The sequence below is a fragment of the Ruminococcus sp. AF20-12LB genome, from assembly GCF_003478985.1.
GTDB lineage: Bacteria > Bacillota > Clostridia > Lachnospirales > Lachnospiraceae > Blautia_A.
The window spans coordinates 58,371-85,283 of record NZ_QUGH01000013.1 but is presented as its reverse complement, the minus strand read 5'-3'; the positions used below and the strand labels follow the sequence as shown (position 1 = coordinate 85,283).

General features: G+C 44.9%; 27 protein-coding genes. 5 read left to right on the top strand and 22 right to left on the bottom strand.

Annotation, left to right across the window (positions count from 1 at the left end; all coding sequences use genetic code 11):
* Window positions 1-6 precede the first annotated feature (6 nt).
* On the top strand, window positions 7-1,446 hold the full coding sequence (locus DWX61_RS15240) for a TrkH family potassium uptake protein (protein WP_118626169.1): 1,440 nt from the start codon (window positions 7-9) through the stop codon (window positions 1,444-1,446).
* 337 nt (window positions 1,447-1,783) lie between these two features.
* On the opposite strand, the gene DWX61_RS15235 is transcribed toward DWX61_RS15240, so the two are convergent.
* Window positions 1,784-2,746, bottom strand: coding sequence for a radical SAM protein (locus DWX61_RS15235; protein WP_330409239.1), 963 nt, complete (start codon window positions 2,744-2,746; stop codon window positions 1,784-1,786).
* 201 nt (window positions 2,747-2,947) lie between these two features.
* Here DWX61_RS15235 and DWX61_RS15230 point away from each other — a divergent pair, with 201 nt between their 5' ends.
* Together DWX61_RS15230 and DWX61_RS15225 are read left to right on the top strand one after the other, a co-directional pair.
* Window positions 2,948-3,649: a response regulator transcription factor gene (locus DWX61_RS15230; protein ID WP_110103207.1), complete on the top strand. Its 702-nt coding sequence runs from the start codon at window positions 2,948-2,950 to the stop codon at window positions 3,647-3,649.
* 42 nt (window positions 3,650-3,691) lie between these two features.
* Window positions 3,692-6,376 (top strand): sensor histidine kinase, encoded by a 2,685-nt coding sequence (locus DWX61_RS15225; protein WP_118626167.1) that lies wholly within the window; start codon window positions 3,692-3,694, stop codon window positions 6,374-6,376.
* 86 nt (window positions 6,377-6,462) lie between these two features.
* On the opposite strand, the gene DWX61_RS15220 is transcribed toward DWX61_RS15225, so the two are convergent.
* The 10 genes from DWX61_RS15220 to DWX61_RS15175 form a co-directional block, all read right to left on the bottom strand.
* Window positions 6,463-6,957 carry a deoxycytidylate deaminase gene (locus tag DWX61_RS15220; protein WP_015527165.1) on the bottom strand — a complete coding sequence of 165 codons (495 nt, stop codon included), beginning with the start codon at window positions 6,955-6,957 and terminating at the stop codon, window positions 6,463-6,465.
* A 39-nt stretch (window positions 6,958-6,996) separates the two neighbouring features.
* Complete coding sequence (rpiB, locus tag DWX61_RS15215) at window positions 6,997-7,425, bottom strand: ribose 5-phosphate isomerase B (protein WP_015527166.1); 429 nt, start codon at window positions 7,423-7,425, stop codon at window positions 6,997-6,999.
* Complete coding sequence (locus DWX61_RS15210; RefSeq protein WP_118626187.1) at window positions 7,406-8,488, bottom strand: L-threonylcarbamoyladenylate synthase; 1,083 nt, start codon at window positions 8,486-8,488, stop codon at window positions 7,406-7,408. Before DWX61_RS15210 ends, rpiB begins: the two co-directional genes overlap by 20 nt.
* A gap of 12 nt (window positions 8,489-8,500) precedes the next feature.
* Entirely contained in the window at window positions 8,501-9,082 is a 582-nt protein-coding gene (locus DWX61_RS15205; RefSeq protein WP_118626165.1) for an HD domain-containing protein, read from the bottom strand.
* 127 nt (window positions 9,083-9,209) lie between these two features.
* Window positions 9,210-11,468, bottom strand: coding sequence for a DUF2298 domain-containing protein (locus tag DWX61_RS15200; RefSeq protein ID WP_118626163.1), 2,259 nt, complete (start codon window positions 11,466-11,468; stop codon window positions 9,210-9,212).
* 18 nt (window positions 11,469-11,486) lie between these two features.
* Complete coding sequence (locus tag DWX61_RS15195; protein WP_118626161.1) at window positions 11,487-12,197, bottom strand: glycosyltransferase family 2 protein; 711 nt, start codon at window positions 12,195-12,197, stop codon at window positions 11,487-11,489.
* Entirely contained in the window at window positions 12,187-14,184 is a 1,998-nt protein-coding gene (locus DWX61_RS15190; protein WP_118626159.1) for a hypothetical protein, read from the bottom strand. Before DWX61_RS15190 ends, DWX61_RS15195 begins: the two co-directional genes overlap by 11 nt.
* Before the next feature lie 69 nt (window positions 14,185-14,253).
* Complete coding sequence (locus DWX61_RS15185) at window positions 14,254-14,973, bottom strand: N-acetylmuramoyl-L-alanine amidase (protein WP_227752328.1); 720 nt, start codon at window positions 14,971-14,973, stop codon at window positions 14,254-14,256.
* 85 nt (window positions 14,974-15,058) lie between these two features.
* Window positions 15,059-16,708: a glycosyl hydrolase family 18 protein gene (locus DWX61_RS15180; protein WP_118626157.1), complete on the bottom strand. Its 1,650-nt coding sequence runs from the start codon at window positions 16,706-16,708 to the stop codon at window positions 15,059-15,061.
* Window positions 16,709-16,893: 185 nt separating this feature from the next.
* Window positions 16,894-17,163: a hypothetical protein gene (locus DWX61_RS15175; protein WP_021651392.1), complete on the bottom strand. Its 270-nt coding sequence runs from the start codon at window positions 17,161-17,163 to the stop codon at window positions 16,894-16,896.
* 359 nt (window positions 17,164-17,522) lie between these two features.
* Between DWX61_RS15175 and DWX61_RS15170 the strand changes: the two genes are divergently transcribed.
* Window positions 17,523-18,290: an adaptor protein MecA gene (locus DWX61_RS15170; RefSeq protein WP_118369001.1), complete on the top strand. Its 768-nt coding sequence runs from the start codon at window positions 17,523-17,525 to the stop codon at window positions 18,288-18,290.
* Window positions 18,291-18,396: 106 nt separating this feature from the next.
* Here DWX61_RS15170 and DWX61_RS15165 read toward each other — a convergent pair whose 3' ends face one another.
* Window positions 18,397-18,597 (bottom strand): DUF1858 domain-containing protein, encoded by a 201-nt coding sequence (locus tag DWX61_RS15165; RefSeq protein WP_015527179.1) that lies wholly within the window; start codon window positions 18,595-18,597, stop codon window positions 18,397-18,399.
* A 208-nt stretch (window positions 18,598-18,805) separates the two neighbouring features.
* On the opposite strand from DWX61_RS15165, the gene fdxA reads away from it, so the two are divergent.
* Window positions 18,806-18,976 (top strand): 4Fe-4S ferredoxin, encoded by a 171-nt coding sequence (fdxA, locus tag DWX61_RS15160; protein WP_015527180.1) that lies wholly within the window; start codon window positions 18,806-18,808, stop codon window positions 18,974-18,976.
* Between the two features lie 46 nt (window positions 18,977-19,022).
* Here the strand turns inward: fdxA and DWX61_RS15155 are convergent, their stop codons facing one another.
* The 10 genes from DWX61_RS15155 to srtB form a co-directional block, all read right to left on the bottom strand.
* Window positions 19,023-19,592 carry a MerR family transcriptional regulator gene (locus DWX61_RS15155; RefSeq protein ID WP_118368999.1) on the bottom strand — a complete coding sequence of 190 codons (570 nt, stop codon included), beginning with the start codon at window positions 19,590-19,592 and terminating at the stop codon, window positions 19,023-19,025.
* Window positions 19,593-19,818: 226 nt separating this feature from the next.
* Window positions 19,819-21,147 carry a replicative DNA helicase gene (gene dnaB / locus DWX61_RS15150; RefSeq protein WP_015527183.1) on the bottom strand — a complete coding sequence of 443 codons (1,329 nt, stop codon included), beginning with the start codon at window positions 21,145-21,147 and terminating at the stop codon, window positions 19,819-19,821.
* A 3-nt stretch (window positions 21,148-21,150) separates the two neighbouring features.
* Complete coding sequence (gene rplI, locus DWX61_RS15145) at window positions 21,151-21,597, bottom strand: 50S ribosomal protein L9 (protein ID WP_118514304.1); 447 nt, start codon at window positions 21,595-21,597, stop codon at window positions 21,151-21,153.
* A 2-nt stretch (window positions 21,598-21,599) separates the two neighbouring features.
* Entirely contained in the window at window positions 21,600-23,648 is a 2,049-nt protein-coding gene (locus tag DWX61_RS15140) for a DHH family phosphoesterase (protein WP_118626155.1), read from the bottom strand.
* 191 nt (window positions 23,649-23,839) lie between these two features.
* The gene (gene rpsR / locus DWX61_RS15135; RefSeq protein WP_021651398.1) at window positions 23,840-24,103 is read right to left on the bottom strand and encodes a 30S ribosomal protein S18; all 264 of its coding nucleotides are present in this window, start codon (window positions 24,101-24,103) and stop codon (window positions 23,840-23,842) included.
* A gap of 48 nt (window positions 24,104-24,151) precedes the next feature.
* Window positions 24,152-24,610, bottom strand: a complete 459-nt coding sequence (locus DWX61_RS15130) for a single-stranded DNA-binding protein (protein ID WP_118626153.1) — start codon at window positions 24,608-24,610, stop codon at window positions 24,152-24,154.
* A gap of 73 nt (window positions 24,611-24,683) precedes the next feature.
* Window positions 24,684-24,971: a 30S ribosomal protein S6 gene (rpsF, locus tag DWX61_RS15125; protein WP_021977097.1), complete on the bottom strand. Its 288-nt coding sequence runs from the start codon at window positions 24,969-24,971 to the stop codon at window positions 24,684-24,686.
* A gap of 115 nt (window positions 24,972-25,086) precedes the next feature.
* Window positions 25,087-25,281 carry a DUF951 domain-containing protein gene (locus tag DWX61_RS15120; protein ID WP_118514300.1) on the bottom strand — a complete coding sequence of 65 codons (195 nt, stop codon included), beginning with the start codon at window positions 25,279-25,281 and terminating at the stop codon, window positions 25,087-25,089.
* Between the two features lie 50 nt (window positions 25,282-25,331).
* On the bottom strand, window positions 25,332-26,054 hold the full coding sequence (locus DWX61_RS15115; RefSeq protein ID WP_118626151.1) for an NAD-dependent protein deacylase: 723 nt from the start codon (window positions 26,052-26,054) through the stop codon (window positions 25,332-25,334).
* 32 nt (window positions 26,055-26,086) lie between these two features.
* Entirely contained in the window at window positions 26,087-26,905 is an 819-nt protein-coding gene (gene srtB, locus DWX61_RS15110; protein WP_118626149.1) for a class B sortase, read from the bottom strand.
* Between the last annotated feature and the right edge of the window lie 8 nt (window positions 26,906-26,913).

The following is a 26,913-nucleotide window of genomic DNA, read 5'->3' as shown; positions in this document are numbered from 1 at the left end:
TGAAAAATGAATTATTCAATTATTGTTTATATCCTGGGATGGATCATGAACGTGGAAGCAGTCTGCATGTTGGTTCCCAGTATCACAGCCCTTATCTACCGTGAAAAAGCCGGAATCGCCTTTGTGATCACAATTCTGGCATGCCTGGCGATCGGTGTTCCACTGGTCAGCCGCAAACCGTCCAAGAAAGCGTTTTACGCCCGTGAAGGCCTTGTGACTACTGCTTTAAGCTGGATTGTCCTCAGTATTGTCGGTGCTGTGCCGTTTGTGCTCAGCGGGGCTATCCCGAATCCCATTGATGCTTTTTTTGAGATTGTTTCCGGTTTCACTACAACCGGTTCCAGTATTCTCTCCGATCCATCACAGATGCCTTACAGCATCAATATCTGGAGATGCTTTTCCCACTGGATCGGCGGTATGGGGGTTCTGGTATTTATCCTGACACTGCTGCCCCTGGCAGGTGGCTATCATATGAACCTTATGAAGGCAGAAAGCCCCGGTCCTTCCGTAGGAAAGCTTCTTCCAAAAGTCCAGTCAACTGCCAAGATCCTGTACAAGATCTACATTGCACTCACTGTTGCACTAATCATCCTCCTGCTTCTTGGGGGGATGCCTCTTTACGACAGTCTCTGTGCAGCATTTGGAACTGCCGGAACCGGTGGGTTCGGAATCAAATCCGACAGTATGGGAAGTTACAGCTTATATATTCAGATCGTCATCACTATCTTTATGATTCTGTTTGGCGTTAACTTCAATGTCTATTTTCTTCTTCTCACCAGGAAGTTTTCTCAGGCATTGAAATCTGAAGAGGTCCGCTGCTACTTCTTTGTGATCATCGCTTCTGCCCTGATGATCACATTCAATGTCCGACATCTGTTTGACAATGTGTGGGAAGCACTTCAACAGGCATTTTTCCAGGTTGGTTCTATTATCACCACCACCGGTTATGCCACTACGGATTTTAACCAGTGGCCTGCAGTATCCAGAACGATTCTGGTACTGCTTACCTTCTGTGGTGCCTGTGCCGGCAGTACAGGCGGCGGAATCAAGATTTCCCGTCTTCTGCTTCTTGCAAAATCCGTCCGCAAGGAACTGCATCTTTATCTGCATCCCAATGCAGTAAAAAAGATCAAAATGGACGGAAAAGCGGTGTCTCACGAAGTTATGCGTGCCACCAATATTTATATGATCGTTTATCTGATGATCGTGGCTGCATCTATCTTTATCATCAGTTTTGATGAATTTGATCTTGTAACAAATTTCACAGCCGTAGTCACCACTTTAAACAATGTGGGTCCCGGTCTTTCCCTGATCGGTCCTACCGGAAACTTCGGGATCTTTTCTCCGCTGTCCAAGCTGGTCCTTTCTTTCGATATGCTGGCCGGCCGACTGGAGCTATTTCCGATCCTGATCCTTTTTCTTCGTGAAACCTGGAAGAAATTCTGATAAAATAAAAATCGGAGAACTGATATGTTATCATCAGCTTCTCCGATTTTTTTCTCCTGATACAGGCACGCTCCTGCCTGCTGCTTATTGCTTTTCGCAATTGAAGCAGAGGCTTTCCCTGGTTCGGTTAACATTCCGTCTCTCATTTATTCATGTATATATTCGTCATATTTTGCTATATTCGTGGCATAAATTGTTCTTTTCACATTTATTTCAAATGTTAGACACACTTTCTTCACATTTTTGCTGTATATTATAGGTCATAGAAGGTGATGAACTTTCTATAATATTTTTCTTTTTCATACGCGCCGGTACGAAAGTACCGGCCTCCTTCCATTTACGGAGTATTTTTTTCCACTCCCTCATAATCGAAATCAGGAATAAAGCTTTCTGAAGCAGTTTCTCCTTCCTGGATAAATCCATTCTGAATCCCCATATCCACAGCAGCATCCAGAACTTTTTCATACTCTCTTTTTGTAACTTTCCGGTTTAATTCCTTAAATTCCACAAATTTTCTCACCGGCGTATACTGATTCATAATACTGATATAAATATCCTCCCCATAGGTTTCATGAAGATACCTCAGAGCTTTTATGGAATTTCCTGTATGTCCCGGCAGGATCAGATGCCGGACAATGGTTCCCTTCCGGATGTATCCATCCTCTCCAAACTCACATTTCCCGGTCTGACGCACCATCTCTCCGATTGCAGCCTTTGCAGCCTGCACATAATCCGGCGCATAAGAAAATTTCTGTGCAAGCTCCGGATCCAGATATTTCAGATCCGGAAGATAAATGTCCACATATCCTTCCAGAAGCTTCAGGGTTTCTGTTTTTTCATACCCACTGGAATTATACACCACCGGAATATCCAGACCATTCCTTCGGGCCATATCCAGTGCCTCTATGATCTGTGGTACATAGTGTGCACCTGTTACCAGATTGATGTTTGCAGCTCCTTTTTCCTTCAGTTCCAGAAAAATCTCTCCAAGCCGTTCCACACTTACAGCCCGTCCCCTGCTCCCGATGGCAATATCATGATTCTGGCAGAAACAGCAGCGCAGTCCGCACCCGGAAAAGAACACTGCCCCGGAACCTTTTGTTCCGGAGATACAGGGTTCCTCCCACATGTGAAGTGCAGCCCTTGCCAGATAAATTCTCTCATCCATGCCACAGAAGCCTTTTTTCCCTGCACCCCGGTCTGCCAGGCATTCTCTTGGACAAAGAGCACAAGCTGACATAATTTCTTCCGTACAGTGTGCGCTCCCTGCCATACTGCTGATTTTATTTTCATTCTCCACTTTCACTTTTCTCCTGATCTTTCTTCCATTATCGTTATTTTCTCTACTAGTTTAGCACATCACGTCTGCTGCCAACAAGTCTTTCTCTGTTTACACTATATCCTTAATATAGTACAATGGATTTCATGAAATCTTAAGAATTTACCCCTTTCGTCTTAATTTCCGACTGCTATTCTAACAACATCAGGGAGGTACAAAAAAGTGGCTAACATACTTGTTTGCGATGACGACAAAGACATCGTGGAAGCTATCGAAATCTATCTTACACAGGAAGGCTATTGCATTCTGAAAGCCTATGACGGACAGGAAGCGCTGGATATCCTGAACAGCGAAACTGTAGATCTGCTGATCATCGATGTGATGATGCCCCGTCTCGACGGAATCCGGGCAACAGTCAGGATCCGGGAAAGCAATCCTCTGCCCATCATCATCCTGTCCGCAAAATCTGAAGACACGGACAAAATCCTTGGACTTAACATCGGTGCAGATGACTATATCACCAAACCCTTCAATCCTCTGGAGCTGATCGCCAGGGTAAAATCCCAGCTGCGCCGGTACACACAGCTTGGCTCCGCTGCACCGGCATCATCGGAACACATCTACACAACCGGAGGTCTTACGGTAAACGATGACAAAAAAGAGGTGCTGGTAGATGGAGAAGCGGTACGGATGACGCCCATCGAATATAATATCCTGCTTCTTCTCATGAAAAATCCCGGACGTGTTTTTTCCACCACGCAGATCTACGAGAGCATCTGGAATGAAGATGCTCTGGCCGCGGATAACACTGTAGCCGTCCACGTCCGTCACATTCGCGAAAAGATTGAGATCAATCCCAGGGATCCCCGCTATCTGAAAGTTGTCTGGGGCCTGGGTTATAAAATCGAAAAACTGAGCCGGTGAGCCAGCCGGCCATGAAGTATCTGTACTTCAGAAAGGGGTATTATGAATAAAAATAAACATACGGGAAAAAAACGTTCATTTATGCGCATTCCTGCTCTTGTCCTTGCTCTTATCCTGCCTGTGATCATGGTCTTTTCAGCGGCACTGGTGATCCAGGCAGGTATCCGGATAGACTCTGCAGAAGATCTTAAAACAAAGGATTATTTCCAGACTTCTGCTTTTGCTGACAGCTTTTACTCAAAAATTTCCACAATCCTGTCCGGGATCTCAGCCAGGGAAATCCTGGATAAAACAAGCGAAGATGCATACATTGATCTCGGAGAGCTTTATAACGGAGATTCTCTCTCCTTCAAAAACACCTCCGGACTGGCTTATTCCTTCAATGATCTTAAGGAATGGAGTTCACAGACGATCCATTCCAATGATAACTGGATCGTCCTGGGCCTTACCACCCCGGAGGGTGAAACAAAATATATGTACTATTCTGATTTCAAAAAAGCTCTGGAAGACGGAACCCTGCAGCTAAATGCCAACTCCGGTGCCCTGAAATACGAGGGAATTTCCCAGAAAGACTGGACTGAGCGGATTCTTTCCTCTCTGAGCGCCGAATATGCAGACGGCGGCATCCAGTCACAGGAACCTCTGAAAAACATCACAGACAAAAACGGAAACGTAGTTTACACAGATGTGGCAGATATGCTCACTCCAATCCTTGAAATCCCCTGTGCACCGGAAGGTTACGGCAGTCTCCTGGATTACATGAATTCCACCTCATCCAAAACCAGGAATTTCAAAGGGAACCTGGCCGATGCCTTTGAGCAGCTGGATAATGCCCGGGATCTTTTTTCCGGCTGGACAGACGCTGCTCAGACACTGGATGAGTACAGCAGTGATAATTCCAATATCCATTATGCCTATACGGATAACACCTCACAGAAAATCTTCACAAATACAGATGCAGCCTATACTTCCGACCTGACTGATATTTCCGGTTTTTCAGACAAAAAGCCTTACGTGTTCCTAAGTGTCAACGAAGCTGCCACAGATGAAAAAAATGCCCGGAATGGTCTTATGAACCTGAACCTTTCCGCTGCTGCAAACCCTTCTGTAGGAAACTGGATCGATCTCCTTCGAAACTCCACATACGATGAAAACTGCAGTTTTCTTGCCTGGATCGATGATACCAGCCTTCCTGTACAGGATTCCATTAAAACTGACAGACAGAATTTCCTGACTTACCGTACTTTATTTATCCCGGCTGCTGTGATCACCGTGATCAGTTTTCTGCTCTTTATCATAGATTTTATCTGGCTTACTGTCCACACCGGAAGAAGAAATTCCGATAGCGGTAATACAGACACGGCTCAGCCAGAACTGAACTTTTTTGACAGGATCTATACGGAAGCAGCAGCAGGACTCGTGTGTATCCCGGCACTTGGTGTATTGACCGCAGGACTGAGCATGCAAGCTTCCACCTATAACCTTGTCTCCTCCCTGATCATCCTGGGTATCACGATTTTCCTGATCACGTGCCTGTTCTGGATCGGCTATTTAAGCCTGATCCGCAGGATCAAAGCTCGCACCCTGTGGAAAAACAGCCTGCTTCGCAAATGCCTGAAGCTTCCCCGTCTGTGTCTTTGTAAAGCCGGTAAGTTGATCGATTTTTTCTCCAGGAATACCATCAGCAGAATACGTATGGTAGTGGGACTTGGCGTATTTCTATTCCTTGAATTTTTCTTCAGTGCCCTGCTCGCGGCATCTGATGGATGGTTCCTGATGTTTTTGCTTCTATTTCTTCTGGATCTGGGTGCGCTTTTCTGCGTCTACAAAATTGCTCTTGGACGGGAACTCATCCTTGATGGTCTGAAACGGATCACCGATGGAGAACTCACTTACAAGATCCCGGAAAAGGAACTCCGTGGTGATCAGAAAGCAATGGCACAGTATATCAACCGCATTGGTGACGGGCTGGACGCTGCCGTGGAAAAAAGCCTCAAAGATGAGCGTATGAAAACCGAATTGATCACCAATGTCTCCCATGATCTGAAAACGCCGCTGACTTCCATCATCAATTACATTGATCTGCTGAAAAGACTGAACCTCAAAGATACGGAGGCACTGAAATATCTTGAGATCCTGAACTCAAAGGCACATCGTCTGAAAAGTCTGACCGAAGATGTAGTCGAAGCTTCCAAAGCCAGTGCTGGAAATCTCTCCCTGGAAATGGCGGATCTGAACTTTGTGGAAATGCTTTACCAGGTGATGGGCGAATTTGAAGAACGGATGGAAAACAGACATCTGACCCTGATGACACATCTGCCTGATTCTCCTGCCATGATCTATGCCGATGGCAGACGGATGTGGCGTATCCTTGAAAATCTTTTCGGCAATATTCTGAAATATGCCATGGAGAACACAAGGGTCTATGCGGAAGTTCTTCTGGAAAAAGATCAAGTCATCTTTACCCTGAAAAATATTTCCGCACAGCCTCTGAACATTCCGGCTGAAGAACTGACCGAACGTTTCATCCGCGGCGATGTTGCCAGAAATACAGAAGGCAGCGGACTTGGATTATCCATCGCACAGAGCCTTACGCAGCTTCAAGGTGGCACCTTTAAACTTTATCTGGACGGTGACCTTTTCAAAGTCTGCTTAAGTTTTCCACAGAAGATCTCTCACACAGCCTTATCCACACCGGAAGATCTTCATTCCGAAACACCTTCTTAACCATTCATAAAAAACAGCAGCTGAAGCCCTGATGCTATGATGGATCAGGAGCCAGGCTGCTGTTTTTCTCTTATTTTTGTTCTCTTTTATACTTTAATGGTGATCTCACGGTCTGTCCGGTTATATTTATAATACCGGACTCCGGCTGCATCCAGCATTTTTTTGGATGCGATCACAGACGGAGTATCTGCATATTTATCACAGTCATATACAATAGTCCTGATCCCTGCCTGGATAATAGCCTTGGCGCATTCGTTGCAGGGAAACAGGGACACATAAAGCTTGGCACCTTCCAGACTTCCTCCCCGGTAATTCAGGATAGCATTGAGCTCACTGTGTGTCACATAAAGATATTTGGTATCCAGCGGATCTCCTTCTCTTCCCCAGGGAAACTCATCATCGGAACATCCCTTTGGAAATCCATTGTACCCCATTGACAGGATCTTGTTATCTTCACTTACGATACAGGCACCAACCTGTGAATGAGGATCTTTGGAACGCATGCCGGAAAGCATGGCAACCCCCATAAAATACTCATCCCAGGAAAGATATCCCTGTCGTTTCTGTCCTTTTTTATCCATACAGAATCCTCTTTTTTCTATTGGTTTCTTACTGATCGATCAATCCTCGATCATGTTGATTCTTCTGATATGACGCTCATCCCCGGAAAATGGTGTATCCAGGAATGTATCCACGATCTTCAGAGCAAGTCCCGGTCCTACTACACGACCGCCCATGGCCAGAATGTTGGCATCGTTATGAAGTCTTGTTGCCTCTGCAGTAAAGCAATCTGTACAAAGTGCAGCACGGATTCCCTTGAATTTATTAGCAGTGATGGAAATTCCGATACCTGTTCCGCAGATCAGGATACCTTTCTCACACTCACCGTCCACGATCGCCTGTGCTACTTTCTTTCCATAAACAGGATAGTCTACAGATTCCGGACCATTGCATCCAAAATCTTTGTACTCCAGTCCTCTCTCTTCCAGATGCTTCTTTACCTCCTGCATCAGCTCATAGCCGCCATGATCACATCCCAGTGCTATCATTTTCTTTCTCCTCCTCAACATTGATAATTTTATGACCAGCCGCTTTCAATAAGCGGTTCATGATCGCCTGTCCCATTCTTGGTGTAAAAAATGCCTCTGAATAAATGGCACTTACATTACAGCTGTCAAAATCACGCAGGACCTCGTACAGATGATGCGCGATCGTTTCTTCCTGCTCCCGGCTTCCGATACTCTTTACGATTCCATGTGAATATCGGCCTTTTGTTTCATCTGTTGCGATAATTCCCACAGTCAGTCCCTTATCCTCAGCCTCTCCGGCTCTTCTTTCGATCTCCGCGATCACACCCTCTGTGGAACCCTCCACAATGGCAAGATCTGCCTTTGGTGCATAATGACGGTATTTCATTCCCGGTGCTTTTGGATGGACCTTGCTGTCCGGTTTGATCAGCCCCTTATCCATCCTTACGTCTCCAAGTGTTTCCCTGAGCATTTCCAGGGAAATATATCCCGGCCGCAGGACTACCGGTATGTCTTCTGTAAAATCTACGATAGTAGATTCCAGACCGATGTTTACCTGTCCTCCATCAATGATCATATCAATGGCTTCTCCCAGATCCTCTGCCACATGCCCCGCTGTCGTAGGACTTGGTCTTCCGGAAGTATTGGCACTTGGCGCTGCCACATATCCGCCAGCCGCAAGGATCAGCTCCTGTGCGATACGGTCACTTGGAAAACGTACTGCCACACTGTCCAGTCCTCCGGTTGTTTCCTTTGGCACGATATCTGCTTTGGGAAGGATCATTGTCAGCGGACCCGGCCAGTACTTCTCAGCCAGTACTCTGGCTTTTTCAGGAACCTCCGTAACGATCTTATCCAGGTCACGGATATCTGCGATATGTATGATCAGCGGATTGTCCGAAGGTCTTCCCTTGGCTGCATAGATCTTCATCGATGCTTTCGGATCCAGGGCGTTTCCTCCGAGACCGTATACAGTCTCTGTGGGAAATGCCACAAGCCCGCCGTTTTTCAGGATCTCGCCACCTCGGGCAATTGCCTTTCTGTCTATATTCTCCGCTGTCATAACTGCTATTTCTGCTTTCATTTTACGCTCCATTTACTGTCTGATATAAATCCCCTGCTCTTCAATAAAATCCTCCAGGTCCTGAAGGGCATCCTGTGCCCAGGTTTCGGATTTCGGAAAAGTCTCCGGGAAAAACATGTCTTTTACTATTTTTTTGCCTGTTTCTGTTTTAAATATCTTCTCTGCACTTTTCTTTATATGTTCTTTATCCAGTCCATCTTCAAAATAATTAACCAGAAAATCAGCTTCCACAAGGATCTGATAATCCAGCCCATCAATATCCTTATAGGTATGATGATGTCCTACCAGATATTCCACTCTGCGGATCACCCTATCTTGAAAGCCCAGTGCGGTAAGCATCTCTCTGGCAGCTGCCGGGCCTTCTGCTTCCTGCGTTTTTCCATCAGAGCGTCCGTATTTTTCCATACCGACTTTGATCCCGATATCATGGACGAGAGCCGCAGCTTCCAGAACATACATCGTATCTTCGTCCAGACCCTCACCCTGGCCGATCAGCCTTGAAAGATCATGTACCTTCACAAAATGCTGGATATGTTTCGGATCACCCTGATAATAATGGATCATTTCCATATAAAGTCTGTCGATTCTGTTCATAATATCCTCCTCTCTGCTGCCATCCCGCAACTGTTGCTTTTTCTGTATACTGCCAGCAGAAATCTCTCAGAACATATCTGTACCAGTCACATAATAGTTATATTATAGCGTTATTATGGAAAAAATGTCAATCCTGCCCCACTTTCACAATGTAGGTTCCTGACATATCATCTTCAAAGACAATGCTTCCCAGACTCTGAAGAACACTGTCATTAAGCTCTGTTCCATATTTTTCTTTTTCCTGTTCTCCTACAAAGATATAAGAAATATCATAACGGCTGATCAGTTTTTTTACCGTCTCTGTATCTGTGGAAGTATAAATAGTCTGGATGTCCGCACTTTTTTCATTGAGGTCAGGTACATTATTTCTCCAGAGCCATTCATGCACATACCATCCCAGTACGGTCGGAAGCCCCGTAGATGCAGAAACTCTCTCATATCCGGTATAGCTGTCCCCGTTAGCCTCGAGCACCACAGGAGATCCCTTGATGTTCTGCTTCAGCCAGCGGATCGCCGACGCATCCTGAGGAAAATCCTGCTCAAGAAATGTAGTTGCATCCAGTCCCTGATACTCCGAAACCTTCCAGACATCCCCGAACCAGGAATGCACGGCATTTCCGAAATAGCCCACAGTCCAGAGCAGTACAAAAAGACCCACACCTGAAAGGATCCGGATGATTTTCTGTTTGGATACCACCAGCATACGGTAAATCCCATATCCCATTGTCATTCCGAAAAGGATATATGCCTGATACGTCAGCTTGAACATGGTATTGGCTCTGGCATTTCCATTTTCATAAATATCCCGTACATATACAAGCTCCGGGATCAGAACCAGTCCGATAGCACATAAGCCCATGATCACTGCAAAAAGATCCGGAACTGTGAGCGCCTCCAGCAGCCTGTAAAGGCTTTTGTACTTCAGTCCCCTCATTTTTTCTGTGATAACAGACAGGATCAGCAAAACAGTAAGGATTACCGGAAGCCCCCAGAGGATCAGAAGCTGATACCACAGTGAATGATGCTGTGCCAGTGCCACTCCCTGTACCATCGTATCAAATTTCAATGTAAAGGGCAGGATCACCAGATAAGAGAGACCTATGATCTCCACTGCCTGTACGATCGTCACTGCCAGGATCCTGATTATCTTCCCCTCAAATCGTATGATATTTGCGATCAGGACAACGCCGCCGGTCACTACAAAATAGATCACAAAATCCCAGTAATTGGTCCACTGGAACATGCCAAGAAAAACTGACGCCAGAAGGATATGCGGCATCAGAAGCTGTCTCAGCCAGAAAACACTGCGTTCCTGTTTTTCAGGCTCAGGCCCTCTTTTTCGGATCATTTTCAGCCATGCATAGAGCATTCCTACCAGAAATGTCACAAACATCACATTTACCACATGGGCATGAAGATCCCCCAGGACAAACGAATAGCATGGGAATTCATGTATGGTCTTATCACTGTCATTCACCGGATTATACCCTATGTAACGTGTTGCATCCGGGAACCAGTAGCTGGCTGCTTCTGCCGCTCCCTGCATCTTCCGAATCAGCGGTAATACACAACGATAGACGATATAATGTACATTTCCTGCGATAGATACCGCAATGCCTGCAGTAATTCCTGCCAGTGACGGAAGATATTTCTTCTTTCCATCCAGCCGTCCATACAGCCTGTCCTTCGTCATCTGACGGACCAGCGAAAACGGATACACAAAGGCAAACGCTGCCACAAAGGTACGCATCAGATTATAAGTCACTTCCACTCTGCTTCCTGTAAGCTTCGTAAGAAATACTGCAAAATACTGCCCGCCATAGTAATAATTGATGGTTCCCTGAGAATACCAGAGATCACGTGCAGGAAGAGTTTTGCTCCGCATCATGGCCTCCATGAAGCCATAATCCATAAATTTCTCTGTTCCGTATGCCTGTGGCCGGAATCCGGCCAGATAAGTCCAGAGCAGAAAAATCCCAAAAAACAAAAGCTCCTCCCGAAAGACCAACCGGATCTTTCCTGACGGATAGCATTCAATCCCATGCTTCAGCTGAACATGAAAAAGTACAGCACACAAAATGCCAACAGCCACAGATACTCCTACACACACTGCTGCTGTAAAAGGAAGAATTTCCACCGCTACCAGAAACCAGGTGAGAAATCCGGTAACCGCAATGGCAAGTACCTTTGAAAAAAGCCAGCCCCGGTCTTCAAAGCCTCCGAAAAGCCTTCCTGTGACCGGCATTGCCACCATTCCCATAAACAGTGCAAGCAGCCACCACGTCCAGAATGTCCATACATCTCCTCCCAGGAGATACGCAGAAAGTACTGTCAGGATCACTGCTGCAGTCAACTCCGGAAATAATTCTCTGATCTTTTTTTTCATCCTTCTGTCCCCCCTGTATCAGATCCTGCTCCGCAGACGGATAAAGTCCGCAAATGCCTGTCTTCCGATCTTTATGATCCGTTTCATGTTGATAGAGTTTTTTCCGGCCTGTCTCGGTCGGAATGTGATGGGGATATATTCCACATAAAGCTGATGTTTTTCATAGATCACAGTCATCAGCACATTGGAAAGGAAAAATCCGTCTGGGATACGCTTCAGTACTTTGGCGAGCTGTTTTCCCTCCATCAGCCGATATGGCGTATTTGCATCTTTTACCCAGGTTCCAAAAATAAGAAAAAGCACAAGCCGCAGTATTCTTGTCACAAAAATCCTGGAGAGCCCATCCTCTCTCTTCTGCCGGTAACCGATAAGAAGCCCGCACTTTTGACGTTTTTCCCAGAACTGCCAGAATTCCTCCGGAAGTGTCTGCCCGTCTGAATCCGTCTGAAAAATATAATCAGCATCTTTTCCCACTGCGTAACGATATCCTCTGAGTATTGTTCCTCCATGCCCTTCATTCGGTTTATCAATTCCTATAAGACGGTCATACTTTTTCTGATAGTCCTGTATTTTTTTGTAGGTAGCATCTTTGCTGCCGTCATTCAGGATCACCAGGCGGCTGTCCCCGCCGATCTTCTCCACTACCGGATACCATTGCTCGATCACGGTCCCGATATTTTTTTCTTCATTATATGCCGGCATAATGATATATAAGCTGTCATGTTTCATAGATTCTTATTCTCCCATCCTCTGAGGTATACACCAGTGGATATGTCTCCCTGATGATATCCTCACGACATTCCTGCTGTTCAAATTCCATATCCTCCTCAAACAGGATATATGTGATCTTTTCCTGCTTTACGGCAGCTTTCAGTACCTCCGGATCATCCGTGGTATACATGAGCACTGCCTGGCCGGCACGATAGCCCGTATCGTACCCTGCAGACCATGCATAATAAGGCCATCCGCAATACAGCATGGCACCGGACATAGTAACCTCATTCATGGTATATTCCGGCGTCAGCAGAAGGTCATTTTTCTTAAGATTCGCACTGAGCCAGTCCGTCAGGCTGCTTTCCATATTTACAGTCATCCTGTGTGCGGAATCGTTATCTCTTAAGATGATCACGTAATCGTAGATCCCGGTTGCACTAAGGCAGATACAAAGGACGGCTGCCACTGCGCGACCGGCCCATTTCTTCCAGCCTTTTTTTCCCTCAAGGAAAACACATCTAACGCTCCATCCCCAGAACACTGTCACAAATGCGTAGGAGATCATCACATATTTATGGTTGACATTGATATCCGGAGTCAGCGATACCAGAAATGCAAATACCATTGGTAGCAAACAGCCCATCAGCACTGCCCGCTGACTTCTTTTCAGAAATACTGCTGCCACGATCATTCCCACAAAGAAAAATCCACTGATCTCCACCAGATACCAGAGTACACCGGAAATGCTTTTATTGTCTGCCAGAAATCCCCAGTAAAAGGATGGACTCATAACACTTCCCGACACAAAGATCTTCGACTGCAGTTCCGAAAAAAGTACCGCCAGTCCGGCACAGATCATATAATCCAGCTTACCGTCAGAAAAAACTGCCAGTCCGGCAAGGATCAGAAGACCGCCGATCAGCGCAGCTCCGTTCCAGAAGGCAGTTAATCCCAGAAACAGACCCAGAAGGATCGCCGTACCCTCATTTCTGCAGAGCCAGGCTTCTTTTGTAAAAAAGCGGTTACGGATCCACAAAAAGCCCTGTTCCTTGTGACTGCATCCGGCTTCCACCCAATCTATAAAAGTCCATACCGCTACAGCTGCCATCAGAAGACCGAAGGCCAGATGACGCTGGTTCAGATATACATTGAAATTCCATAATCCCCAATTTTCATTGGTGGTATAACCGATAAACGCCGTATTTTCTTCCAGAGTCCGTACAAGATCCCCCGCCTGAAGATGTTCCCACAGATAACGCCAGAACGCTGTTCCGCTGCGGAAAAAAAAGAAAACAATGGCAGCTGCCCCTGCCCAGAAGCTTTTAAACATCCGGTAGCTGATCCCGTAAAGCACCATAAGAAATCCCACCAGAGACAGGATGCTTACCAGATTATATCCCAGATCAAGACGAAAGCCCAGATACTCCAGATTTCCCACAAGGAACTGGAACATAAAATGATATTTCACATCCTGCCCGCCATAATGCGGATACTGGGTTGGAAAATTATTTCCTCTGGAAAAAGATCGCATCATTGCCGTGTGGGGTGCATAATCTCCATATACAGAAAAACCGGAGTACAGAATGCCGTCTTTCATGTAAAAAACGTAAAACATCATCCAGGTCACAAAGACCGTCAGAATGCCAAAAAGCAGAAGCTCTTTTTTCAGGATCCATTTTCTGCTGATCATCCGTTCGGATATCACAAACGTTTTTTTCTGTTTTTTCTTTTTCCACCGGAAGATTCCCGAAAGCAGCAGGATATCCACCAGAAATACGATCAGATTTCCATAAAAAAGAGGATGCTCTGCCCCCGCGCATATGCTGAACATCCAGGAAAGAATATAGACTGCCCAGGTCAGCATCAGGATCCCTATTCCAAATGCTGCCGGCAGGACCACCCATATCCTGTTTCCTCTTTCAGTTGTTTGACGCGGAAACAGACATCCTGCCATTTCCAGTCCTGTTAACATACATAATATAAGATAAATGATTCCAAGCATAGGATTCTCCTTAATTCACGTAAAGTATAGCAGAATCACCTTCCTATGAAAAGGCTATTCACATTTTTTTCAATTTTTTTCGTTTTCCTTCTGTTTTTCCAGATATGTAACGATTCCATCGGCCACAGCCTCTGCTACCTTGCACTGATACTTCTCTGTCTGAAGCAGGGAAGCTTCCTCCGGATTTGTAAGAAATCCACATTCTACGATATTGATCACACCCGGACTTCGCTTCAGAAGATAATAAGTCCTGTTTCCTTTTGCCACCCGAGGCCGTACAATGGAAAGCTTCCGGTTCATGCTTTCCTGGATCGCAAGTGCCAGTGCTTTTCCGCTTTCCGAATCTTCATAATAAAATACCTGCGGACCTTTTACTCCGGGATCACTGTAGCTGTTCTGATGGATACTCACAGAAAGCACCGGTTCATATTTCCGGATCTGTTCAATACGATTCTGCAGATCCTGTGCTTTCATATTTTTTGTACCATTTTCATAAAGACCTTTATCTTCTTCCCTGGTCATCACTACGGCAAGGCCTTTTTTTTCCAGAATCCCTTTAAGTTTCATGGCAATATCCAGATTGATCCCTTTTTCCTTCAATCCACCGATTCCCACCATTCCGGAATCCATACCGCCATGGCCGGCATCCACCAGGATCACCTGATCTGCTTTTATATTTCCGGATACATCTATAAGTCTGCCTGCAGTTTCTGCCGCTTCCCATGACAGAATATAAAAACAGACCAGCATAAGAACTGCCATTGCCAATTCTATGAAATGTTTTTTCAACGCAAAACACCCCCGGCATATTTATTTTAATATATGTTGCCGGGAGTGTTTTTAGCATTGTGAAGATCACAATGTTTTCTTCTGTTTATGACAGGTTTTCTGTGATCACGCTCCAGATTCCGCTGTTCTCGAACCCAAGCTTCCACTCTGCCACACCTGCCAGTTTGTATTTTTTGATCAGTTTAACCTTTTCCGCAATAGACTTAGAGTCCTCCAGCCAGATCTGGTATGTGGCACCGTCCCCTTCATAGGTTCCGTAATTCTGACTTGTCTTTTTGTCCCAGTACGTTTCTGCTCCGTTATCACTGATCGTCTGCTGTGCCTGATCCATACCGATGGCCTCACTTGTCAGTGCACCGCCATCTGTAGTCTTCCAGAGCCTTGTGTAGAACGGGATCGCAAGGATCGTCCGTTGAGCTGCTACTTCTGAAAGCGTATCCTTAACCCCCTGTTCTACCCATGGCAGAGATGCCACGGAACCTGCATCGGAGCCTACGTAATGCTCATCATAGCCCATAATGATCACATAATCTACAACCTTGCCCTGTTCCGCACGGTCATAATGACTGGTAAAATCTTCCGGAACCGGATTATCTACCGAAAGCACCAGGTTATTGGCGTGGCACTGGATAGAAAGCTCTCTTAAAAACTGAAGGAAATGGATTCCTGCTTCTTCGCCCAAAGATTCAAAATCAACATTGATTCCATCCAGTCCTGCTTTCAGTGCATAAGTGATCAGCTGATTCTCCAGATTCTGCCTTGAACTGGTTTTTGAAAGAACTTCTGTGGTACTCATGTTCTCATTAAAATTATCCACCAGTCCCCATACCTTCAGTCCTTTTTCATGTGCCTGCATCACATACTCCCCAGATGCAAGACTAGAAATATTTCCGGAGTTATCCGTTACAGAAAACCAGGTTGGAGAGATCACATTCACGCCTGTCATATTCTGTACCGCATCTGCGAAATAGCTGTTTGCATCTGTGCTGGTAACCTGGTGCCATGCCAGGTTCACCGGCTTATCCATGGTAAGATATGTATAGGACTCTGTCTTAAAATCCCTTTCATAATCCGTTGTATCCACGGCACTTACCTTTTTCTTCTGAACATAACCGATGTAACCGTCATCGGTTGCCACCTGATCCCAGTCCTCACCTTCATTCATCAGCCGTAGAACTGTATTCTTCGCCAGTTTGGAAAGAATCGGCGCCTTGATCCCGCCCCGGTAGCGGATCACTGTATCCTTCTTTGTGGTCACGGTCTCCACATTGGTAAATTTGTACTGTATCGCAACCCTTGCAGGATCCTGCCCTATATAAGAATCGATATCTGTATACTCTTTTACATAATCCAGTTTCAGATAAACCGTGTCATCCTTCAGCCACACGTTTCCGTCTGCCTTATCTGAAGCCGGTTCCTCTGTGAGACTGGATGGTGTTGCATACAGGATCTTCTTGTTTTCACTATCCCAGTAATATCTCTGATTCAAATATCCGTTCACTACATCCAGCGGAAGATATACATCTTCTCCTGAGATAAGTGCCTTCTCCTCCAGTTTCTCAGTTCCAAGTATCAACGCAGCCTCACCGTCTGCATTCTGTCCGTAGTATTCTGTCAGATTCATCTGTTTCCTGCTTGGTATAATCTTATTGATCCCGTAAACAGCCCCTCCGGCAAGAACGACCAGAACGATCAGCAGACCTACCACAAGGATCGGTATGTGTTTTTTTGTCATATTTTTTTCCTCTCGGTATAAAATGTCATAATTTGTTTCATTATAACATATCTTGTCTACATTTCGTTATAAAAATCGACTTTTAATAATTTTTCACAATTTCTTTAGAATTTCGGTTCCCCGCATGGTATGCATGAGTGCAGGGGATGATCGTTATCCGGGGAACCGTTTTTTCTTATGTACGGTCATTCTTTACGAATAAGATCAAAGCTTACACAGGCGATATGGCCGTCTTCATCTTCCGTATAATCCCGCATATAGACCCCGTTTTCCGCAATCTGACAGGCTTTTGCGATTTTTTTCGGAGTGCTTGGTGCTCCATTGAGATAAAGAGAAACTCCGTTCTCACGATAAAGCTCCAGTTCCCTTCGAAGGGGTTTTGCGGATTTCTTTTTTTCCTGTGATATATTTGGCGTATCCCGACCTCCTTTCCTGGTTAGATTTTCAGAAAACACCAGCAATGGTTCTCGAAAAGCTGCAACTTCCCTGTTAGGATGATACTTGTAATAAAATATAAATAATAAAATGGGGAAAATTTATCTGTGTACCGACAGACTCGCCGATGAATTTCACACAGAATCCTTATCTTCAGAAAAATATGACTTTAAGTTATCGTTACTGTCTTCTTGTTTCTGGGATGAGACAGCTTTTCTGATTTTCATTATACCTGATTTCCCTTCAGATGCAAGTCTTTTATAAGAGAATAGGAAATTTTCTTTTTTTCTCAGGTTTCTGCATCTTTACATCTTGTGTATAACTGTTATATAATACAGTATGTAAAAGATTAATTTATTCACCTATAGGATGTGATCATATGAAAATAGAAAAAATCAATGAAAATCAGATCCGCTGTACCCTGACGAAAGAAGATCTGGACAGTCATCAGATCCGTATCAGTGAACTTGCATACGGTACCGAGAAAGCCAAACGTCTCTTTCGTGATATGATGCAGCAGGCACAGATACAGTTTGGTTTTGAAGCAGATAATATTCCTCTGATGATCGAGGCTATTCCTGTCAATGCCGAAAGTGTTATCCTCATTATCACTAAAGTGGAAGATCCTGAAGAACTGGATACACGTTTTTCCAAATTTGCCCCCTTCAAGGGCAACAAGCCTTCCGATACCGTAGAGATCGATGGCGCTGACAATATCATCGATATCTTCCAGAAGCTCTGTGAATCCAAACTTAAGGATCTTTCACAGAAACCGGAAGAAAAAAGGGCAGAAACTTCCACCTCTCAGGAAACAGAAACTCCGGATGCATCACAGCAGCCAGCTGAGAGTTCTGTAAAGCTTATACGCCTGTACTCTTTCCCGGAGCTGGATGATGTTATTGCCGCAGCTCATGGTATGAATGGTTTCTTTACCGGTGATAATACTCTCTATCGTGAAGGAGAAGACGGTGTCTATCAGCTGGTTCTTCATCAGTCAGACTGTACACCTGAAGAATTTAACAAGGTCTGCAATATCCTTTCCGAGTATGGCATCGGCCGCGCATTCACACCAGCCGGTGAAGCCTACTTCAGAGAGCACTGTGCACTGATCGCTGATCATGCACTTCAGAAGCTTCTGAATATCTGACAAACCAGATATCCTGCAGACAAACAAACCGCTGTCGGAATGCGATCCATATGATCTGCATTTCCCGACAGCGGTTCTTTTGTTTCAGCAAAAAAGCTTCTGTTTATTACTCACCAAGAAAATCATTGATCTGAGCTACGAGGACATCTGCATCCAGGCCATGGACCATTGCTGCTTCCTCCAGAGATTCCATCTGTGAAGACGGGCAGCCAAGACAATGCATTCCTGCTCTCATCAGGATCGGTGCGATATTCGGGTCTACAGTGAGCAGTTCTCCGATCAGCATGCTCTTTGTAACTTTTGCCATGATTGTATTCTCCTTTACTGTTTTATCGAAATATTTTCATTCCGTTCTGCTATTATAATACGAATCCGGGATGGAATCAACGGGTTATGAATTTTCAGTTTTGTTTATAAATTTATACTTGTATTCTTTATGCAGATATATTAGAATGGGGATAGAATCCCTGGTAGGGGATACATACAATACACAATTTAAAAGGAGGATATCAATTATGGCATATGTAATTTCTGACGAATGCGTTAGCTGTGGAACATGTGAGGGTGAGTGCCCGAACGAGGCTATTTCTCAGGGAGACGAGCATTATGTAATCGACGCAGACGCTTGTGTTGACTGCGGAACATGCGCTGAGGCCTGTCCAGTTGGTGCTATCTCTGCTGAGTAATGCACCATTAGCTTGATAAGCTGCTATAATGAATGAGGCTGCCGGTTTACCGGCAGCCTTTTCTGTTTCTTTTATTCTTTTTTCCCTCACAGGAAGCTGCTGCTTCTCTTCTTGCCTGCTGCTGCCTGCGGATTGCTTCATCCAGAGAACGACACCGGTACTCTCCTTCTTTCTTTCTCTGCATTTCCTCACGGATCAGGCGTTCCATGATTTCCTGAAACTCCAATATCTTATCGTTATCTGCTCCGCACTTCTCTGTATTCCCGGATTCCGCTTTTTCCATGAACTCCTTTTCAGATCCCGTATTTTTCATTGGGGTATCTTCAAGCTCAACAGCTTCTCCCTCCAGAATCCTGATATCAGATTCTGAAAAATCCGGTGTATCTGTCTTTCTTACCTCCGGTGGGATCAGTGTACGGATTGCTTTCAACTGAAGTCCCTTACTTTTCAGCTCATTTATTTTAAGAAAAAGCTGGATATCAAACGGTGTATAATAGCGATGTCCCAGTTCATTGCGTCCGATCCGAAGCTCCAGTTCTTCCTCCCAGTAACGCAGGACATAAGATTTCACTCCGGTCAGTGTTACGGCCTGTCTGACTGTATATCTTTTTTCCATTGTGAACGCCCCCTTATATAGAGATTCACTGCTGCTGTCTACAGTATAACCCCTGAGATCAGGAAATAGCAAGATTAATCGGTTGACATAATTTTACCAAATATGACTCTTTGCCTATATCCATAGCATCCCGAACTCCACTATCACACTGACAAAAATACAAAAGGCCATCAGGATAACTATAAGCTTTCATCCTGACAGCCTTTCATTTACCGTCTGCACGGCTCTATTTTTTCATATTTACAAACTGGGTATATCTTGGCAGCCATACCAGCTCCACAGTTCCGATAGGACCGTTTCTCTGCTTGGCTATGATAATTTCTGCAATGTCTTTCTTCTCGGTATCCTTGTGATAATAATCATCTCGATAGATAAACATGACCACATCCGCATCCTGCTCAATAGCTCCGGACTCTCGAAGATCCGAAAGCATTGGTCTGTGATCCGGTCTCTGTTCCACTGCACGGCTAAGCTGTGATAACGCAATTACCGGTACATCGATCTCTCTTGCCAACGCTTTCAGTGATCGTGAAATATCTGAAATTTCCTGCTGTCTGGAATCCGATTTTCCACTTCCGCTCATCAGCTGAAGATAATCGATCATGATGATCCCCAGATTATGCTCAAGCTTATATTTTCTGCATTTGGAACGAAGCTCCGCAATGGAAATTCCAGGTGTATCATCAATAATAAGATTGGAGCCACCGATAATATCCGCTCCTTCTACCAGCTTCGTCCAGTCCTCATCTTTCAGATTTCCGGTACGGAGATTCTGGGAATCCACGTGAGATTCCATAGCAAGAAGACGGTTTACCAACTGCTCCTTGGACATCTCCAGACTGAAAATAGCCACGGTCACATCTTTACGAAACGCCATATACTGGGCAATATTCAATACAAAGGCAGTTTTTCCCATGGAAGGTCGAGCTGCGATCAGTACAAGATCAGACGCGTGCATACCGGAAGTCTTATAATCCAGATCCACAAATCCGGTCGGAATCCCGGTAACGGAGCCCTTCAGCTTGGAAGCCTTCTCAATATTGCTGACTGCATTCAACACAACCTGCTGGATCGGCACATAATCGCTGCCATTTGTTCTCTGTAAAATATTAAACAGCTTTTTCTCGGATTCCTCAAGTATGGTTTCCGTACTGTCCTTTTCCAGATAACAGGCATTGGCAACCTCTTCCGTAGTCCTGATCAGCCGACGGAGAACTGCCTTTTCGCTTACGATATTGGCATAGTATTTCACATTGGCTGATGTAGGAACTGCTGCGATCAAATCACGGACATATTCCATACTGCTGATGTCCGGCGGAAGTTCCTTCTCCTTGAGACGATTCTGCAGAGTGATCAGATCTACCGGCTGTCCTTCATTACAGAGTTCCACCATGGCATCAAAAATAATGCCGTATTGTTTTTGATAAAAATCATCACTGGTCAGGATCTCGGAAGCCACCAAGATCGCATCACGATCCAGGATCATGGATCCGATCACTGACTGCTCTGCCTCAATACTGTGAGGCAGAATCCTCTTGATCAGTGCTTCTTCCATTGATTACGCCTCTTTTACCCAGACTTTGAGACTTCCGGTTACCTTCGGATGAAGTCGTACCGGAACATTGGTAACACCCAGGTTACGGATCGGATTCTCCAGCTGGAGCTTTTTCTTATCAATCTCAAGATTCAGCTGTTTCTTGGCTGCCTCAGAGATTTCTTTTGAGGATACAGAACCGAATGTTCTTCCGCCTTCACCTACCTTCAGAGTAAGGATAACCTCCTTTGTGGAAAGCTCCTCTGCAAATGCCTTGGCAGCGTCCAGGTTTTCCTGTGCAACCTTTTCTTCATTTGCCTTACGGAGTTTCAGGTCATTGAGATTCTTGGAGGTAGCTTCAACACCAAGCTTTTTTGGCAGGATCATGTTTCTTGCATATCCGTCACTTACATTTACGATCTGTCCCTTTTTTCCCAGGGATTTAACATCTTCCAGAAGAATTACTTTCATTTCTATTTGTCCCCTTCCTGATATAACTGGTCTATAATTTCTTTCAGCATTCTTTCGGTCTCATCCATGGTGTCTTTCACCTGTGCACCGGCAATATTCAGATGTCCGCCGCCGCCCATCCGTTCCATCATGACCTGTACATTCACCTCATCAATGGCTCTGGCACTGATGTAAACCTCATTATTATAGCTGGTAAGAACAAAAGATGCCTTGACTCCTGCGATATTGAGCAGCTCATTGGCCGCCTGTGCTCCTACAACGGTAGGACTTTCCAGACCTTCACTCGGACATCTTGCAATGGCAAAATAATCTCTGTAGATCTCCGCAGTACGAACTGCCTCCGCTCTCGCCTTATAAGAATCAATATTATCCCGGAGCATCTTACGTACACGTGTCACATCTGCTCCGCATCTGCGCAGGAATGCTGCTGCCTCAAAGGTACGCACACCCGCTCTTGTTGTAAAGTTGTTGGTATCGATCATGATACCCGCATAAATACAGTCCGCCTCAATACTGCGAAGCTTCAGCCCGTCTGCAAAATACTGCAGGATCTCTGCGATCATCTCGCAGCTTGAGGATGCATATGGCTCCACATAGGACAGAACTGCATTCTGGATCACCTCGCTGCCGCGGCGGTGATGATCCAATACCACAATGGTCTTTGTCATATAGAGAAGATCCTGGCATTCGGTATAGCTTGGCTTGTTGGTATCCACCACAATTACTACCGTATTGTTATCCACCAGTTCTTTGGCCTGATTACTGTCCACAAACATGGACGGCTCATAATCCGGATTCTCCATAAATCCACTCATCAGCGGCCGAATGGATGTGGTCGGATCATTGATCACAATATGCACCGGCTTGCCAAGAGTCTTACCGGCACGGTAAATACCGATTCCGGCTCCCAGAGCATCCACATCTGTGATCTTGTGTCCCATAACCACCACTCGATCCTTAGTGCTCATAAATTCCTTCAGAGCCTGAGCCTTCACTCGTGCCTTCACACGGGTTGATTTCTCCATCTGCTGCGCTTTGCCGCCAATGTAGGTAATATTATTTTCATTTTTGATCACTACCTGATCACCGCCACGACCCAGCGCCATCTCAATGGCAATTCTGGCATATTCGTAATTCTGGATATACGTAGAAGCATTCAGACCGATTCCGATACTTAATGTCACAGCCATTTCATTTCCGATGTTAACCGTCTTAACCTCATCCAGGATATGAAAACGCTGTTCCTTCAGTGTTTCCAGTGAACTCTGGCGCATGATCAGAAGATATTTATCTTTCTCCAGTTTCTTCACAAGGCCGTCAAAGTTGGAAAAATATTTCGTGATCTTACGATCGATCAGTGCGATCAGAAGGGATCTGCGCACATCCTCCACACTCTCAAGCGCCTCTTCATAATTATCCAGATAAGCCAGTGCCACAACAAGCTTATTGTCCTCATTCTTCTGAATGTATTCCTTAAGCTCTGTTTCATCATAAAGATACATGGCGATCAGACTGATATTCTGGGACATATTCTCCAGAATATCCGCATGACTGACCACTTCACCCATAGTCACCCGCTGCATGGAAGCCCGATAGATCCGATCCCCGAAATGTATACTGATCTCGGAAATTTCCAGTTCATCGGCTACAGGAAGCTTGTCCGGAGTAATATCCGGGAAAACTGTGCTGATATTTTTTTTATAAAACTGATCTCTCCCCGTGATCTCCGAAAAAATACGGTTGGACCAGATCATGCGGCCTTCCATATCCATAATGGCATAAGGAAGCGCCAGTTCTTCCAGCATCCGCTTTTCTACCACATCATACTGATTGGCAAATGCGATCATATCATTGACGATCAGCGGTTTGTGATATCGAAAAAGCTGTACTGCAATAAAAATATAGATCACAGTACCTGCAGACACCAGAATTCCGGCCTTTACACTTACAATAAACACCAGCAGATCCAGCAGCACAACCAGGACCGAAAGGTACAGCGGCCAGCGCATGAAGTGTTTCATAGGCCCCTTGAATTTAACTTTGTTGTTCATTGCTTTTTCCTGTTCTTAATGTAATTTAACCCACAAGTTATTTAACATTATACCAGATTCCTTATTATAATTCCATAGCAATGATAAAATCTGTTTCGCTCATAAGAAAGAATCCTGCATATAAAAAAACAAGGCCGCTGCCTTCAGATGACTGCTCATCTGTTTCGCAACGACCCTGTATAAGATCAGAATTAGTCCTGAACGTATGGCATCAGGGACATATGACGTGCTCTCTTAACAGCAACTGTCAGTGCTCTCTGATGTTTCGCACAGTTACCTGTAATTCTTCTCGGGAGAATTTTACCTCTCTCGGAAACATACTTTCTTAACTTTGCTACATCCTTGTAATCGATCTCGTTATTCTCTTTACCGCAGAATACACAAACTTTTTTTCTTCTGCGTCCGCCTCTTCTCTTCATCGGAGAATCTGGTCTCTCGCCTCTATTGTAAGCCATGATTGTTTCCTCCTATCTTATTCGTCTCATCTGTCTTGATCAGATGTTCTAATTGAACGGCAGCTCCTCATCAATTCCGTCCGGAATGTTCATGAAGCCGTCGGCGCTTGCTGCGCTCGGACTCGGCATAGACGGTGCAGGTGCTGCCTCTGTTCTCGGATGAGATGCTGCATAGCTGTCGCTTGATGCTTTGCTCTCAGCAAATTCCTGATCCTCAACAACAACCTCAGTCGTATAAACCTTCTGTCCCTCACGGTTCGTATAGCTTCCTGTCTGGATACGTCCCGTAACTGCAATTTTCAGTCCCTGTCTGAAATACTTTTCCGCAAATTCTGCTGTACGTCCGAAAGAAACACAGCTGATAAAATCAGCGCTTGCCTCTCCGTCACGACGGAATCTGCGATCAACTGCCAGTGTATATCTGGCGATTGCCAGGGCATTTTCTCCTGCGGAATATCTTACCTCAGGATCTCTTGTCAAGCGTCCCATTAATATTACTTTGTTCATCGTTCTACCTCTCTTATGATTTCACTTAACTGAACAGGTTCTTAATGGTGTTTTCGAAAATCCGCTGCAAAAATTATGCCTCTTTCTTGACAACCAGGTATCTTAATACATTGTCCATGATGCGGACATGTCTCTCGATCTCCGCCGGGCACTGAGAATCTGCTTCAAACTGAATAAAATAGTAGAAGCCTTCATGCATTTTCTGAATCTCGTAAGCTAATTTCTTCTTACCCCATTCTTCAACTTCTGTGATCACGCCGTTGTAACGTGTGATGTAGCTTTTTGCTTTCTCAACTACAGCGTCACGTGCTTCATCCTCAAGCTTAGCGCTCACAACTAATGCTAACTCGTACTTGTTCATGCTTGTCTTAACCTCCTTATGGTCTTTTGGCCCTTTGCCTGTCAAAGAGCAAGGATATGAAATATATCACGATTGTTGATTCTAGCACATCTCTCCCGTGATGTAAAGCATAATTTTAATTTTTTTCGAATTTTTTCAAATCTCGTGTATTTTTCTCAACCAGCTTACGTGCCACCATGATCTGATGTCCGCAGCCCTTGCATTTCAGGCGGAAATCCGCTCCTACGCGAAGGATCTCCCATTCTTTACTGCCACAGGGATGAGCCTTCTTCAGTGTGACAATATCTCCAACTTCATAATTTAATCCCATTTGATACTCCTCATTTTTATTTTTGCAGATCATCCCGGGTTCCCATATTTTCAGACTCTTATCTGAGAAAACACCTGCCCGATCGGTTCTTTAATAAGAAGATCCGCATATTTATCCCTCGGTGTCGGTGCCTTGTTGATCACCACCAGATGATCTCCCCGGAAATAATCGATCAGGCCTGCTGCCGGATATACTGCCAGAGAAGTTCCCCCGATGATCAGCACCTCCGCCTCTGAGATCACTCTTACTGATTCCTGGATCGTATAGTCATCCAGCCCTTCCTCATAAAGGACCACATCCGGCTTGATCATGCCACCGCAGCTACACCGCGGAACACCTTCAGATTCCTTCATATATTTAAAATCATAGAATTTCCCGCATTTCACACAATGATTTCGGTAAACGCTTCCGTGAAGCTCCAGGACCTTTTTACTTCCTGCCATCTGGTGAAGATTATCGATATTCTGAGTGATCACAGCCTTCAGCTTTCCTGTTTGCTCCATCTCCGCCAACTTCAGATGTGCTGCATTCGGTTTTGCAGTATCACAAAGCATCTTATCTCTGTAAAATTTAAAGAATTCCTCAGGTTTTCGCATAAAAAATGTATGGCTTAAGATTGTTTCCGGCGGGTAATCATATTTCTGGTTATACAGTCCGTCCTGGCTTCGAAAATCCGGGATCCCGCTTTCTGTTGAAACACCTGCACCGCCGAAAAATACAATATTTCTGCTCTCATCAATGATCTTTTGTAATTTTTCTATCTCATTTCCCATATCATTTCCTCCCAAACTTATCCGCAAAAGCTCTACTGTGGGTTCACCGCATTCACTCTTTTTCCCTGTACCACAAAACGTGTTGCCTGATTGCCGGTACAGGTTGATAATGTAACGATCTTATCCTTCACATTGGCTTCACTTACAGTGGCATCTGTTCTGATCTCCGAATTCTGGAACATTTTTTTCTCATATTCCAGAAACTCTTTGCCAGGTCCCTTAAATAAGGTATACGTATCGCTGTTCACAGAAGTCGTATACGCTGCAATGATCTCATACCGGTAATCTTTTTCCGGTGTGAGGATCCAGAAATATTTGCTGGCATTGTAAAGCGTCTCATCAGCTCTGTATTTTTTCAACATTCCAAACATGGAACCATTCTTCATATTGTGTCCGTACACCAGGGTATTACAATCGCTGAAATCCCTTTTGTTCTCATAATCAATAAAGATCGTTCCCGCAAAATTATAATTTTTCTCATATGTCTGGTGCAGATAAAAATTATTATCCTCTCCCTGTACCACCGGATAACTGATCTCAGGCAATGCCTCCATATAGATCCAGCCGATCACATCCTCATTGATACTCCTGAGAGAATCAAAATCAACACGCACAGGTGCTACAGGCTGTTCATCCGGCTGATTCATCTCTTCCACCTGGTCCGGATCACGTTCTGTCACTGCCATTTCGGAAATGCTGTTATATTCATCGGTTCCTTTTTTATATTCTGTATAAATATGATAAAGGTTAAAAGCTGCATAACAGAAAATACAGATTGCCACGATCAGAACGATCGTCAGAATATGATCTCCCACTGTTTTTTTGTTTTTCACCTTGTTTTTCCTGCTCATAATCACAC

What these genes read in the sequence shown, in the direction of transcription:
- rpiB (WP_015527166.1), bottom strand. Translation starts at nt 7,425, where the DNA reads ATGATAGCACTGGGATGTGATCATGGCGGCTATGAGCTGATGCAGGAG.
- DWX61_RS15155 (WP_118368999.1), bottom strand. Translation starts at nt 19,592, where the DNA reads ATGGAAAAAAGATATACAGTCAGACAGGCCGTAACACTGACCGGAGTG.
- DWX61_RS15165 (WP_015527179.1), bottom strand. Translation starts at nt 18,597, where the DNA reads ATGGCAAAAGTTACAAAGAGCATGCTGATCGGAGAACTGCTCACTGTA.
- DWX61_RS15190 (WP_118626159.1), bottom strand. Translation starts at nt 14,184, where the DNA reads ATGCTTGGAATCATTTATCTTATATTATGTATGTTAACAGGACTGGAA.
- DWX61_RS15225 (WP_118626167.1), top strand. Translation starts at nt 3,692, where the DNA reads ATGAATAAAAATAAACATACGGGAAAAAAACGTTCATTTATGCGCATT.
- DWX61_RS15200 (WP_118626163.1), bottom strand. Translation starts at nt 11,468, where the DNA reads ATGAAAAAAAAGATCAGAGAATTATTTCCGGAGTTGACTGCAGCAGTG.
- DWX61_RS15170 (WP_118369001.1), top strand. Translation starts at nt 17,523, where the DNA reads ATGAAAATAGAAAAAATCAATGAAAATCAGATCCGCTGTACCCTGACG.
- DWX61_RS15210 (WP_118626187.1), bottom strand. Translation starts at nt 8,488, where the DNA reads ATGAAAGCAGAAATAGCAGTTATGACAGCGGAGAATATAGACAGAAAG.
- DWX61_RS15180 (WP_118626157.1), bottom strand. Translation starts at nt 16,708, where the DNA reads ATGACAAAAAAACACATACCGATCCTTGTGGTAGGTCTGCTGATCGTT.
- DWX61_RS15130 (WP_118626153.1), bottom strand. Translation starts at nt 24,610, where the DNA reads ATGAACAAAGTAATATTAATGGGACGCTTGACAAGAGATCCTGAGGTA.
- DWX61_RS15195 (WP_118626161.1), bottom strand. Translation starts at nt 12,197, where the DNA reads ATGAAACATGACAGCTTATATATCATTATGCCGGCATATAATGAAGAA.
- DWX61_RS15205 (WP_118626165.1), bottom strand. Translation starts at nt 9,082, where the DNA reads ATGAACAGAATCGACAGACTTTATATGGAAATGATCCATTATTATCAG.
- rplI (WP_118514304.1), bottom strand. Translation starts at nt 21,597, where the DNA reads ATGAAAGTAATTCTTCTGGAAGATGTTAAATCCCTGGGAAAAAAGGGA.
- dnaB (WP_015527183.1), bottom strand. Translation starts at nt 21,147, where the DNA reads ATGGAAGAAGCACTGATCAAGAGGATTCTGCCTCACAGTATTGAGGCA.
- srtB (WP_118626149.1), bottom strand. Translation starts at nt 26,905, where the DNA reads ATGAGCAGGAAAAACAAGGTGAAAAACAAAAAAACAGTGGGAGATCAT.
- rpsF (WP_021977097.1), bottom strand. Translation starts at nt 24,971, where the DNA reads ATGAACAAGTACGAGTTAGCATTAGTTGTGAGCGCTAAGCTTGAGGAT.
- fdxA (WP_015527180.1), top strand. Translation starts at nt 18,806, where the DNA reads ATGGCATATGTAATTTCTGACGAATGCGTTAGCTGTGGAACATGTGAG.
- DWX61_RS15240 (WP_118626169.1), top strand. Translation starts at nt 7, where the DNA reads ATGAATTATTCAATTATTGTTTATATCCTGGGATGGATCATGAACGTG.
- rpsR (WP_021651398.1), bottom strand. Translation starts at nt 24,103, where the DNA reads ATGGCTTACAATAGAGGCGAGAGACCAGATTCTCCGATGAAGAGAAGA.
- DWX61_RS15120 (WP_118514300.1), bottom strand. Translation starts at nt 25,281, where the DNA reads ATGGGATTAAATTATGAAGTTGGAGATATTGTCACACTGAAGAAGGCT.
- DWX61_RS15220 (WP_015527165.1), bottom strand. Translation starts at nt 6,957, where the DNA reads ATGGATAAAAAAGGACAGAAACGACAGGGATATCTTTCCTGGGATGAG.
- DWX61_RS15115 (WP_118626151.1), bottom strand. Translation starts at nt 26,054, where the DNA reads ATGGGAAATGAGATAGAAAAATTACAAAAGATCATTGATGAGAGCAGA.
- DWX61_RS15140 (WP_118626155.1), bottom strand. Translation starts at nt 23,648, where the DNA reads ATGAACAACAAAGTTAAATTCAAGGGGCCTATGAAACACTTCATGCGC.